The following is a 14,018-nucleotide window of genomic DNA, read 5'->3' as shown; positions in this document are numbered from 1 at the left end:
TCGTCGAAAAAGGGTTGAGCTGAAATGGACAATGAGGCGAAACTCCGCGAATACCTCAAGCGGGCGACGGCCGATCTCCGGCGCACCCGGCAACGCGTCCACGACCTCGAAGAACAGAACCTGCAGCCGATCGCGATCGTCGGGATGAGCTGCCGGTACCCCGGCGGCGTGGCCTCGCCGGAGGATCTGTGGCGCCTGCTCGCCGAGGGCGGTGATCCGATATCCGAGCCGCCCGCCGAGCGCGGCTGGGACCTCGACCGGCTTCGGGATCAGTACGGCGAGGCCGTGCCACAGTCGCTGGCCGGGGGTTTCCTCAATGAGGCGGCGGACTTCGACGCCGGCTTCTTCGGCATCTCGCCGCGCGAGGCGCTGGGCATGGATCCGCAGCAGCGGCTGCTGCTGGAAGCGTCATGGGAGGCCGTCGAGCGGGCCGGAATCGACCCGATCGCGCTACGCGGCAGCCTGACCGGGGTGTTCGCCGGGGCGATGTCGTCCGACTACCGCGAGAGCCTGCCGCGCGACATCGACGCCTTCGGGCTCACCGGTACGGCCAACAGCGTGTTGTCCGGCCGGGTTTCGTACACGCTCGGCCTGGTCGGCCCGGCCGTGACGGTGGACACGGCCTGCTCGTCGTCCCTGGTCGCGTTGCACTGGGCCGTTCAGTCGCTGCGTACGGGCGAGTGCACCCTGGCGCTCGCCGGCGGGGTGACCGTCATGACGAACCCCAGCACTTTCATCGAGTTCAACCGCCAGGGTGGCTTGTCGCCCGATGGGCGATGCAAGGCGTTCGCCGACGGCGCCAACGGCACGGGCTGGTCCGAGGGCGTCGGCGTCCTGGTGCTGGAGCGCCTGTCGGACGCGCAGCGCAACGGGCATCAGGTGCTCGCGGTGGTACGCGGGTCGGCCGTGAACCAGGACGGCGCGTCCAACGGTCTGACCGCGCCGAACGGTCCGTCGCAGCAACGGGTGATTCGCGACGCCCTGGCCAACGCGCGGCTGTCGACGGCGGACATCGACGTGGTGGAGGCGCACGGGACGGGCACGGCGCTGGGCGACCCGATCGAAGCCGAGGCGTTGATCTCCACGTTCGGCACGGACCGTGATCGCCCGTTGTCGCTGGGGTCGATCAAGTCGAACATCGGTCACACGCAGGCGGCCGCCGGGGTGGCGGGGATCATCAAGATGGTCCTGGCGATGCGGCATGGGGTGCTCCCCAGGACGTTGCACGCGGACGCGCCGTCGTCGCGGGTGGACTGGGACTCGGGCGTGCTCGAGCTGCTGACCCGGCAACGCGCCTGGCCGGAGACCGGCCGTCCGCGCCGGGCGGGGGTGTCCTCGTTCGGAGTCAGCGGCACCAACGCTCATGTGGTGGTGGAGGAGGCGCCGCCGGCTGAGGTGGCGGTGGCCACGGCGGATATGCGGGTGCTGCCGGTGCTGGTGTCGGGACGGACGGAGGAAGCACTGTCCGCTCAGGCGGCGCGTCTGCTGGCGTACCTGGACGGTGTGCCCGGGACATCTCTGGCCGATGTGGCCTTCTCGCTGGCGACGACACGGTCGGCCTTCGAGCATCGGGCGGCCGTGGTGGCCGCCGATCGTGCCGGGTTGCGTGCGGGTCTGGCGGCGCTGGCGGATGGGGGTGCCGCCGCCGGAGTGATCAAGGGGCATGGCAGGCAGGCCAAGCTCGCGATGTTGTTCACCGGTCAGGGGAGTCAGCGGGCGGGGATGGGCCGGGAACTGTATGACCGGTTCCCGGTGTTCGCCCAGGCGCTGGACGCGGTGGTCGCGGAGTTGGACCCGCTGCTGGACAGGTCGTTGCGTGACGTCTTGTTCGCCGAGGCGGAGCTGCTGGATCAGACGGGGTGGGCGCAGCCGGCGTTGTTCGCGGTCGAGACCGCCCTGTTCCGGCTGGTCGAGTCGTGGGGTGTGCGGCCGGATGTGCTGGCCGGTCATTCGATCGGGGAGATCACGGCGGCGCATGTGGCCGGAGTGCTGTCCCTGAGCGATGCGTGTGCGCTGGTGGCGGCTCGGGCGCGGTTGATGCAGGCGTTGCCGTCCGGTGGGGCGATGGTGGCGGTGCAGGCGTCCGAGGATGCGGTCGCCGGGCTGCTGGCTGGGCGTGAGGGTGAGGTGTCGGTCGCTGCGGTGAACGGCCCGGCCTCCACCGTGATCTCCGGTGTCGAGGAGGCGGTGCTTGAGGTGGCGGCCGCGCTGGAATCTCAGGGGGTCAGGACGCGGCGGTTGCGGGTGTCGCATGCGTTCCATTCGCCGTTGATGGATCCGATGCTGGCGGACTTCCGCGCCTTGGCCGGGACGCTCAGCTACAACCCGCCGCGGATTCCGATCGTCTCCACCCTGACCGGGGAGACGGCCACGGCGGATCAGTTGTGCTCGCCCGACTACTGGGTGGACCAGGTCCGTGGCGCGGTCCGTTTCGGCGACGCGGTGCGCGCTCTGCACGCTCAAGGTGTGCAGGCCTACCTGGAACTCGGTCCCGACGCGGTCCTGAGCGCCATGGCCGCCGACACTCTCGCCCCCGATGCAGTGGCGGTGCCGGTGCTCCGCAGGGACCGCGACGAGGAGTCCGCGGCCGTGTCGGCGCTGGGCGCCCTGCACGTGCGTGGGGTGGCGGTGGACTGGCGCTCGGTGCTCCCCGGTGCCGGCAGGGTTGAGCTGCCCACCTACGCCTTCCAGCGGCAGCGGTACTGGCTGAGTCCCACTTCGTCCGGGGATGCCCGAGGGCTTGGCCTGACAGCGGCCCGGCATCCGCTGCTGGGGGCCTCCGTGGGGCTGGCGGACTCCGATGAGGCGCTGCTGACCGGAAGGCTGTCCCTGGGGTCGCACCCGTGGCTGGCCGATCACGCGGTGGGCGGGCCGGTGGTCTTCCCCGGCACCGGATTCCTGGAGCTGGCCCTGCGGGCGGGTGACCAGGTCGGCTGCGATCTGGTGCGGGAGCTGACCTTGACCGTGCCGCTGGTGCTGGGTGAGCGGGACGCGGTCGCGGTGCAGGTGCGGGTGGGGCCCGCGGACGGCCAGGGCCGGCGTGAGCTGAGCATTCACGCCAGGCAGGACGAGGCCGACGAGCACGACGGCTGGGTACGGCACGCGGTCGGCGTGCTGGCGAGCACCGCGCAAGAGGAGCCCGGCATCGCGGACATGGCGGTGTGGCCGCCCCCAGGGGCGTCGGCGATCGACGTCGAGGGGGCTTACGAGCGGCTGGCTGAGGGCGGGTTCCATTACGGACCGGTATTCCAAGGGCTGCGGGCGGCCTGGCGGGGTGCGAGCGGTGAGGTGTTCGCCGAGGTCGCCCTGGGCGAGCAGGCGGCGTCGAATGCGGGCTTGTTCGGGGTCCATCCGGCTCTGCTGGACGCGGCGTTGCACGCGATGTCGTTCGCCGGGATGGAGGACGCGCAGCCCGGCCGGTTGCCGTTCTCCTGGGGCGACGTGTGCCTGCACGCGGCCGGCGCGTCGGTGCTGCGCGTGCGGCTGGCCAAGGCGGGCGACGATTCGGTTTCGGTGAGCGCGGTGGACGCCGCCGGGGAGCCGGTGCTGTCGGCGCGGTCACTGGTGCTGCGCCCGTTCTCGGCCGATGACCTTCCCGGCGGGAGCGGGCGGGACCCGCTGTTCGCCCTGGAGTGGACGGTGTCGCCGCAGCCTGCCCCGGCGGTGACCGGTGCGGTGGCGGTGCTGGGCGTGGGGGCTCTGGGTACGCTCGCCGCCTGGCGGCCCGGCGGGGATCTCGTGCAGATTCATACAGATCTGGCGTCGCTGGCGGAGGCGGGGCCGGTGCCGGACGCGGTGCTGACCGAGGTGGTCTCGGATCCGGCGGCCGGGGTGGTGGAGTCGGCGCACGAGCTGGCCGCCCATGTGCTGGATCTGATGCAGAGGTGGCTGGCCGAGGAGCGCTGCGGCGGCTCCCGCCTGGTGGTGCTCACCCGGGGCGCGGTGGTGGCGCGGGCGGGGGACTCGCTCACCGACCTGGCGGCCGCGGCGGTGTGGGGTCTGGTCCGTGCCGCGCAGTCGGAGAATCCCGGCCGCTTCGTGCTGGTGGACGTGGACGAGGCGTCGGCGATGTCGGCGTTGCCCGGGGTGCTGGCCGGGACGGTGGCCGGGGTGCTGGCGTCGGCGGAACCGCAGGCGGCGATCCGCCAGGGCGAGGTGCGGGTACCCCGCCTGACGCGCGTGGCGGCTGGCGATGTCCAGGACGGTGTATGGGACCCGGAAGGGACGGTGTTGATCACCGGCGGCACCGGTGGCCTGGGGGCGTTGTTCGCCCGGCATCTGGTGGCCGAGCGCGGGGTACGGCATCTGCTGCTGGCCGGCCGCCGGGGCCCGGACGCGCCCGGTGCGGCGGAGCTGCGGGCCGACCTGATCGCCCAGGGCGCCGACGTCACGATCGCCGCCTGCGACGTGGCCGACCGCGACCAGGTGGCGGCGCTGCTGGCGCGGGTGGCCCCCGAGCACCCGCTGACCGGGATCATCCACACCGCCGGCGTGCTGGACGACGGGACGATCCCGTCGCTGTCTCCGGAGCGGCTGGACGCGGTGTTGCGGCCGAAGGCGGACGCGGCCTGGCACCTGCACGAGCTCACCCGCGACCTGGATCTGGCCGCGTTCGTGCTGTTCTCGTCGGTGGCCGGCACCATGGGAGCTCCCGGCCAGGGCAACTACGCGGCGGCCAACGCGTTCCTCGACGCGCTGGCCGGGCATCGCCGTGCCGAAGGACTGCCCGCGCTGTCGCTCGGGTGGGGGCCCTGGGCCCAGGACACCGGGATGACCGGCGCGCTGGACGACGTCCAGGCCCGGCGGATGACCCGCGCCGGGATGTTCGCGCTCACTCCGGACGAGGGCCTCGCGCTGTTCGGCGCGGCCCTCCGGGCGGGGGAGCCGGTCGTGGCCCCGGTCCGGATCGACCTTGCCGCGGTGCGGACGCACGGCGAGGTGCCGCACCTGCTCCGCGGGCTGGTACGCGCGCCACGCCGGTCGGCGACGTCGATGTCCGGCAGCGCACTGGTCCGCCGCCTGGCGGGACTGGAGCGCGCCGATCGGGTCCGGATCCTGGCGGACCTGGTACGGGCCGAGGTGGCGCTGGTGCTGGGACACCCCTCGCCGGAGCTGGTGGACATCCGGCGGGAGTTCCGCGACCTGGGCTTCGACAGCCTCACCGCGGTCGAACTGCGCAACCGGCTGAGCACGACGACGGGGTTGCGCCTGCCGGCCACGCTGGTGTTCGACCATCCCACGCCTGCCGTACTGGCGGAGTTCCTGCTGGACGAGGTGCTGGGCGAGCAGCACGACGTGGCCGTTCCCGCCGCCGTCACGCCGGTCGCCGACGACCCGATCGTGATCGTCGGGATGAGCTGCCGCTACCCGGGTGGCGTCGCCTCGCCGGAGGACCTGTGGCGGCTGGTGGCCGAGGGCCGTGACGCGATCACGGAATTTCCCGCCAATCGTGGGTGGGACCTGGCCGCGCTCTACCATCCGGACGCCGACCACGTGGGCGGCTCGTACACCAGGCAGGGCGGTTTCCTGCACGACGCGGCGGAATTCGACGCGGACTTCTTCGGGATGAGCCCGCGGGAGGCCATGGCGACGGACCCGCAGCAGCGACTGCTGCTGGAGACCTCGTGGGAAGCGGTCGAGCGGGCCGGAATCGACCCGGTCACGCTCCGGGGCAGCCGGACGGGCGTGTTCGCCGGGGTGATGTACACCGACTACAGCGGCATGCTCGGCGCGGCTGAGTACGAGGGCTACCGGGGCACCGGAACCGCCGCGAGCGTCGTCTCCGGGCGGGTGTCCTACACCCTGGGCCTGGTGGGCCCGGCCGTGACGGTCGACACCGCCTGCTCGTCCTCGCTGGTCGCGGTGCATCTGGCGACGCAGGCGCTGCTCTCGGGTGAATGCACGCTCGCGCTGGCCGGCGGGGTGACCGTGATGGCCACGCCCGGAGCGTTCGTGGAGTTCTCCCGGCAGCGGGGGCTGTCCCCGGACGGGCGGTGCAAATCGTTCGCCGACCGCGCGGACGGGGTGAGCTGGGCCGAAGGCGTCGGGGTGCTGGTGCTCGAACGCCTGTCCGACGCCCGGCGCAACGGTCACCAGGTGCTCGCCGTGGTGCGCGGATCGGCGATCAACCAGGACGGCGCCTCCAACGGGCTGACCGCTCCGAACGGCCCCTCCCAGCGGCGGGTGATCCGCCAGGCCCTGGCCGGAGCGCGGCTCGCCCCGGCCGAGGTGGACGTGGTGGAGGGGCACGGGACCGGGACCACCCTGGGGGATCCGATCGAGGCGCAGGCGCTGCTGGCCACCTACGGCCGGGACCGGCCGGAGGGACCGCTGCTGCTCGGGTCGATCAAGTCGAACATCGGTCACACGCAGGCGGCGGCGGGTGTCGCGGGCGTGATCAAGATGATCATGGCCATGCGGCACGGCATCGTGCCCAAGACCCTGCACGTCGACGCGCCGTCCGCGCACGTGGACTGGTCCTCGGGCGCGGTGGAGCTGCTGACCGAGGCGAGGGAGTGGCCGGAGACGGGCCACCCCCGCCGGGCCGCCGTGTCGTCGTTCGGCTTCAGCGGCACCAACGCCCACCTCATCATCGAGCAGGACACCGGGCAGGACATCGTCGAGCGGACGCCGCCGATGGCAGGCCTGCCACTACCGATCTCGGGCAAGACTGAACAGTCGATGCGGGAGCAGGCCGCGCGGCTGTTGTCCCACCTGGAAGGCCGTCCCGAGGCGGACCTGGCCGACGTGGCGTTCTCGTTGGCGACCACCCGCTCCCCGTTCGAGCACCGGGCCGCGGTGCTGGCCGGGGACCGGGCCGGGGCGCTGGCCGGGTTGCGGGCGCTGGCCACCGGCCAGGCGGCGCCGGGAGTCGTACGCGGCCGGGCCAGGGACGACCAGAAGACGGCGTTCCTGTTCACCGGCCAGGGCGCTCAGCGCGTGGGCATGGGCCTGGAGACCTACGCGCGGTTCCCGGTGTTCGCCGAGGCCCTCGACGGGGTGCTCGCGGCGCTGGACCCCCATCTGGACCGTCCGCTGCGGGAGGCACTGTTCTCCGACGCTGAGCTGCTCGACCGTACGGAATACACGCAGCCGGCGCTGTTCGCCCTGGAAGTCGCGCTGTACCGGCTGGTGGAGTCGTGGGGTGTGCGCCCGGACGCGCTGGCGGGGCACTCGATCGGGGAACTCGTCGCGGCGCACGTCGCAGGGGTGCTGACCCTGGCGGACGCCTGCGCGCTGGTGGCCGCGCGGGGCCGGTTGATGCAGGCGCTGCCTGCGGGCGGGGCGATGGTCGCGATCCAGGCCGGCGAGGAGGAGGTCCTGGAGTCGCTGGCCGGGCGCGAGGGCGAGGTGTCCATCGCGGCGGTCAACGGTCCGTCGTCGGTGGTGATCGCCGGAGCCGAGCCCGCGGTGCTGGAGGTCGCCGCGGGGTGGGCCGCCCGGGAACGCAGGACCAAGCGGCTGCGGGTGTCGCACGCGTTCCATTCACCGCTGATGGAGCCGATGCTCGCGGAGTTCCAGGCGGTCGCCGAGACGATCGCGTACGAACCCCCGCGGATCCCGGTGATCTCCAACGTGACCGGCGAGTTCGCCACGGACGAACTGTGCTCACCGGCCTACTGGGTGCGGCACGTGCGGGAGGCGGTCCGGTTCCGCGACGGCGTGCGGGAGCTGCACCGGGCGGGCACGACCGCGTTCCTGGAGATCGGCCCCGACGGCGTGCTGACCGCGATGGCCCTGGACACCCTTCCCGCCGAGGCGGAGACGCTGGTCCTTCCCGTGCTGCGCGGCGACCGCGACGAGAGCACCGCCCTCATGACCGCGCTGGCCGAACTGCAGGTGAACGGCGTACGCGTCGACTGGCCGGCCCTGCTCCGCGGCGCCCGCCGGGTGGACCTGCCGACGTACCCGTTCCAGCATGAGTCGTTCTGGCCGGAGCTCCCGCCCGCCGCGAACGGCACCGTCGCCGATCCGGCGGACGCGCGGCTGTGGGACGCGGTCGAGCGCGGCGACGCCGGGGATGTGGCCGCGATCCTCGGCTTGGGCAACGAGCACTCCTCCTCGCTGGACAGCCTGCTCCCGGCCTTGTCGTCGTGGCGGCGGAGCCGGGGCGAGGCGTCGACGCTCGACTCCTGGCGCTACCTGGTCGAGTGGAAGCCGCGCCGTACGCCTTCGCTGGCCGTGCTGGAGGGTACCTGGCTGGTGGCGACCGCGGCCGGGATCGTGGACGGCGACGTGGTCGCCGCGCTGGACAGCCACGGAGCACACGTGGAGCGGCTCCTGCTGGATGGGACGGACGGCCGTGCCTCGCTCGCCGCCCGGCTCCGTGAGCTGGGCGAGATCTCCGGCGTGGTGTCGATGCTCGCGTCGGTCGCGGACGGTGGTGCGGTGCCGAGCGGTCTCGCGCTCACGGTCACGCTCCTCCAAGCGCTCGGCGACGCGGAGATCGACGCACCGCTGTGGTGCCTCACCCGCGGCGCCGTGTCGGCCGCTCCCGGGGACCGGGTGACGAGCCCGGTCCAGGCGCAGGTGTGGGGCATGGGCCGGGTGGCCGCCTTGGAGCACCCGAAGCGGTGGGGCGGCCTGGTCGACCTGCCCGAGGTCGTCGCCGGGCGGGCCGCACTGGGCCTGGCGAGCGTGCTGGCGGGCCTGGACGGCGAGGACCAGGTGGCGGTGCGGGCGTCGGGCGTGTTCGGCCGGCGGCTGCGGCGTCATCCGGTCGCTCCCGATCCGGTCGGTCAGGCGCACGCGACCGGTGGGACCGTGCTTGTCACCGGTGGGACGGGTGCGCTCGGCGCGGCCACCGCGCGGTGGCTGGCGCGTGCTGGCGCCGCGCATCTCGTGCTGACCAGCCGGCGCGGCATGGCCGCCCCCGGCGCGGCGGAGCTGCGGGACGAGCTGCTCGCGCTGGGCGCCGAGGTGAGCATCGTCGCCTGCGACGTGGCCGATCGCGAGGCACTGGCGGGCGTGCTGGCCGCGATCCCGGCCGAGCGCCCGCTCACCGGGGTCGTGCACGCGGCCGGTGTGGGCCAGGCCGTCGCGCCCCTCGGGCAGGCGGACGCCGCCGAGCTCGCCGACGTGATGACGGCGAAGGTGGCCGGCGCCGCCAACCTGGACGGCCTGCTCGGCGACCGCGAGCTCGACTTCTTCGTGCTGTTCTCCTCGATAGCCGGGATGTGGGGCAGCGCGGGGCAGGGCGCCTACGCGGCCGCCAACGCCTACCTCGACGCGCTGGCCGAGCACCGGCGGGGGCGAGGTCTCGCCGCCACGTCGGTGGCCTGGGGCGCGTGGGCCGAAGCCGGCCTGGCCGTGGCGGACACCACAGCGGACACCACAGCGGACACCATGGCCGACTACTTGCTCAAACGCGGGCTGGCCTTGCTGCCGCCCGGCCTCGCGATCAAAGAGCTGAGCCGGGCGGTCAGCGGCGGGGACGCGGTGGTGACGGTCGCGGACGTCGACTGGGACCGGTTCTATCCGATCTTCACCTCGGCCCGGCCCAGCCACCTGTTCAGCGAGCTCCCGGAGGTCAGGGCACAGCTCGCGAGCGCGGACAAGGCGGCGACCTCCGACGACCCCGAGTTCGTCGCGCGGCTGCGGCAGCTGACCGAGAAGGAGCAGCGGCGCGGGCTGCTGGATCTGGTGCGCACCGAGGTGGCGGCCGTGCTGCGGCACGCCTCGGCCGAGGCGGTCTCCGAGCGGCGCGCCTTCCGCGAGATGGGGTTCGACTCGCTGACCGCGGTGGAGCTGAGAAAGCGGCTGGTCGGGGCGACCGGCCTGGCGTTGCCGAGCACGCTGGTGTTCGATCACCCGAACCCGGCCGCGCTGGTGGAGTTCCTGCGGTCGCAGGTCGTGGGCTCGGCGGACGCGGACGTCGCCGGGGTCCCGATGGCGGCCCACACCGACGAACCGATCGCGATCATCGGGATGGCCTGCCGTTTCCCCGGCGGCGTCGGCTCTCCAGAACAGCTGTGGGAACTGGTGACCGGCGAGGTCGACGCGATCTCCGGATTCCCCGCCGACCGGGGCTGGGACGCGGCGGGACTCTACGACCCCGACCCCGATCACTCCGGCACGACGTACTCGGTCGAAGGGGGGTTCCTGCACGACGCCGGTGACTTCGACCCCGGATTCTTCGGGATCTCACCGCGCGAGGCGCTGACCATGGACCCGCAGCAGCGGCTGCTGCTGGAGACCGCATGGGAGGCCATCGAACGGGCCGGGATCGCCCCCTCATCGCTGCACGGCAGCACGACCGGCACGTTCATCGGCTCCAGCTACCAGGAGTACGGCTCGGACGCCGCCGACGCCGAGGGACACCAGGTCACCGGCTCCAGCCCGAGCATCCTGTCCGGCCGGTTGTCGTACGTGCTCGGCCTGGAAGGGCCCGCGGTCACGGTCGACACGGCGTGCTCGTCGTCGCTGGTGGCGCTGCACCTGGCCTGCCAGTCGCTGCGCAACGGTGAGAGCTCCCTCGCCCTGGCGGGCGGCGCGACGGTGATGACCACCCCGGCCGCCTTCGTGGCGTTCAGCCGCCAGCGGGCTCTGGCCGCCGACGGCCGGTGCAAGGCGTTCTCCGATTCGGCGGACGGGATGAGCCTGGCGGAGGGTGTCGGCCTGCTGCTGGTGGAGCGGCTGTCCGACGCCGAGCGCAACGGCCACCCGATCCTCGCGGTGGTGAGTGGTTCCGCGGTGAACCAGGATGGCGCGTCCAACGGGCTGACCGCGCCCAACGGTCCCTCCCAGCAGCGGGTGATCCGGCACTCCCTGGCGAGCGCGCGGCTGTCCCCTGCCGAGGTCGACGCGGTCGACGCGCACGGCACGGGTACGGCCCTGGGCGACCCCATCGAGGCCCAGGCCCTCCTCGCCACGTACGGGCAGGGCCGGGAGCGCCCGCTCCTGCTCGGGTCGATCAAGTCGAACATCGGCCACACCCAGTCCGCGGCGGGCGTGGCGAGCGTCATCAAAATGGTCATGGCTCTGCGGCACGGCCTGCTGCCGAAGACGCTCGGGGTGGGCACGCCCTCGTCCCACGTGGATTGGACGGCGGGCGCGGTCGAACTGCTGACCGAGGCCACGCCGTGGCCGGAGACCGGACGGCCGCGCCGGGCCGCCGTGTCCTCCTTCGGGATCAGCGGCACGAACGCCCACACGATCCTCGAACAGGCGCCGACCGGCGACGTCGCGCTCGCCGGCTCCGGCGCCGATGCGGGTCCCGGTGCCGATGCCGCCGCTTCCGGTGCCGGGGCGGTGCCGTGGGTGGTGTCCGGCCGGACGGCGGAGGCGTTGCGCGCGCAGGCGCAGCGGCTGGCCGCGCACGTGGCCGACCACGGTGCGCTGGACCCGGCCGGCGTGGGCTTCTCGCTGGTGACATCGAGGTCGATGTTCGAGCACCGCGCGGTTGCGGTGGGCGGTGACCGCGACGCGCTCCGCGCCGCCGTCCAGGCGGTGGCCGTGGGCGAGCCGGCGCCGGGCGTGGTCCAGGGCATGGCGGACGTCGAGGGCAGAACGGTCTTCGTGTTCCCGGGGCAGGGCGCGCAGTGGGCGGGCATGGGCGCTCGGCTGCTCGAGCAGTCCCCGGTGTTCGCCGAGCGCGTCGCCGAGTGCGGCCTGGCCCTGAGCCGGTACGTCGACTGGTCGCTGCTGGACGTGCTGCGCCAGGCGGAGGGCGCGCCGTCGCTGGACCGGGTGGACGTCGTGCAGCCGGTGTCGTTCGCGGTGATGGTCGCGCTGGCGGCGATGTGGCGTGCTCACGGGGTCGAGCCCGACGCGGTGATCGGGCATTCCCAGGGCGAGATCGCCGCCGCCTGCGTGGCGGGCGCGCTGTCGCTGGACGACGCCGCCCGAGTGGTGGCGGTGCGCAGCCAGGCCATCGCGCGGTCGCTGGCCGGCGCCGGCGGGATGATGTCGATCTCGCTGCCGCTACCGGACGTCGAGGAGCGGCTGCGGCCCTGGGACGGGCAGATCTCGATCGCGGCGGTGAACGGACCGCGTACGGTCGTGGTGGGCGGCGATCCCGGCGCGCTCGACGAGCTGTCGCGGCGGCTGACCGAGGAGGGCGTGCGGACCCGGCGGGTCGCGGTCGACTACGCGTCGCACTCCGCTCACGTCGAGCCGCTCCAGCATGAGCTGCCCCAGTCCCTGTCGGCGATCCGGCCGCGGCGGGCCGAGGTGCCGTTCCTGTCCACGGTGACCGAGGACTGGCTGGACGGGACGGAGCTGGACGCCGGCTACTGGTACCGCAACCTGCGGCGGACCGTCCGGTTCGAACCCGCCGTGCGCCGCCTGCTGGCCGCTGCACACCGGGCGTTCATCGAGGTCAGCCCGCACCCGGTGCTGACCGGCGCGATCCAGGAGACGGCCGAGGACGCCGGTGGGAGCACGGTCGTCGCCGGGACGCTGCGCCGCGACCAGGGCGGCGCGGAGCGCTTCCTGACCTCCCTGGCGGAGGTGTTCGTGCGCGGCGTGCCGGTCGACTGGCGAGCCGCCTTCGACAGCACGGGTGCCCGCCCGGTGGAGCTGCCGACGTACGCCTTCCAGCGCGAGCGGCTCTGGACGAAGCGCGCCGAGGCGCCGGCGCCGGGCGCGGCGAACCCGGCGGACGAGCGGTTCTGGGCGGCGGTGGGGCAGCAGGACCTGGACTCGCTGGCCTCGGAGCTGGACGTGGGCACACCCGCGCTGGCCGAAGTGGTGCCCGCGCTGTCCTCCTGGCGGCGCAGGCAACAGGCACAGTTCACGGCCGACTCCTGGCGCTACCGCGTCGTGTGGCGACCGGTGACCGATCTCGCCGCCACCCCCCTGTCGGGTACGTGGCTGCTCGTCACCACCGACGGCGTCGCGGACGAGGACGTTAAGGAAAAGGACGTCGCCGGCACGCTCACCGCGTACGGCGCACGGGTCCGCAGGCTCGTGCTCGACGAGGCGTGCCTCGACCGCGCCGTGCTGACCGGCATGCTGAGCCAGGAGGAGCACGTCTCCGGCGTGGTGTCCCTGCTGGCGCTGGCCGAACAGCCGGCCGAACGCCACCCGGAGCTGGCCGTCGGCCTGGCGCTGACCGTCGCGCTCGTCCAGGCCCTGGGCGACGCGGACATCGACGCGCCGCTGTGGTGCCTCACCCGTGGCGCGGTCTCCACCGGCCGGTCGGATCCGGTGACCAACCCCGTCCAGGCCCAGGTCCACGGCGTGGGCTGGACGGCCGCACTGGAGCACCCGCGACGGTGGGGCGGCCTGGTCGACCTCACCGGGACGCTCGACCAGCGCGCGGCGCGGCGCCTGGCGAGCGTCCTCGGGGGCGCCGCAGGCGGCGAGGACCAGCTCGCGATTCGGCCCTCCGGAGTGTTCACCCGGCGCGTGGTGCCGGCCCCGTCGCCGGCCGGCCCGGCGCCCGCCTGGACGCCACGCGGGACCACCCTGGTGACCGGGGGCACGGGAACGCTCGCCCCGCACGTGGCCCGCTGGGTCGCGGCCCAGGGAGCCGAGCACCTGGTGCTGGTCAGCCGCCGCGGCATGGCCGCCCCCGGCGCGGCCGAACTGGTGGCGGAGCTGGCCGAGCTGGGCACGACCGCCACGGTGGCGGCCTGCGACGTGTCCGATCGCGACGCGCTCGCCGGCCTGCTCGCGCGGTTGCGGGCGGAGGGCCACACCGTCCGTACGGTGGTGCACGCCGCCGCCTCCATCGAGCTGCACGCACTGGAGGACACCGGTATCGAGGCGTTCGCCGAGGTGGTGCGGGCCAAGGTCATGGGCGCCCGCCACCTGGACGAGCTGCTGGCCGACGAGCTCGACGCCTTCGTGCTGTTCTCCTCGACGGCGGGGATGTGGGGCAGCGGGCGGCACGCGGCGTACGTCGCGGGCAACGCCTTCCTCGGCGCGCTGGCGGAGCACCGGCGCGCCCGCGGGCTGCCGGCCACCTCGATCTCGTGGGGCATCTGGTCGGACGACCGCGAGCTCGGGCGGGTCGATCCCGAGCAGATCCGGCGCAGCGGTCTGGTGTTCATGGAGCCGGATTTGGCGCTCGA

At 73.7% G+C, this 14,018-nt stretch carries 1 protein-coding gene (cut by a window edge); it reads left to right on the top strand.

Translation table 11 applies throughout. The features are described 5' to 3' along the window. Nucleotides 1-24 precede the first annotated feature (24 nt). Nucleotides 25-14,018, top strand: partial view of a type I polyketide synthase gene (locus Amac_RS18980; RefSeq protein ID WP_155355700.1) — the start only. The gene runs 14,047 nt beyond the window's last position; only the first 13,994 of its 28,041 coding nucleotides appear in the window; its start codon is at nt 25-27; the stop codon falls past the right edge of the window.

The organism is Acrocarpospora macrocephala (assembly GCF_009687865.1).
Classification (GTDB): Bacteria; Actinomycetota; Actinomycetes; order Streptosporangiales; family Streptosporangiaceae; genus Acrocarpospora; species Acrocarpospora macrocephala.
Note: the sequence above shows the minus strand (reverse complement) of the source record. Positions and strands in the feature narration are given on the sequence as shown.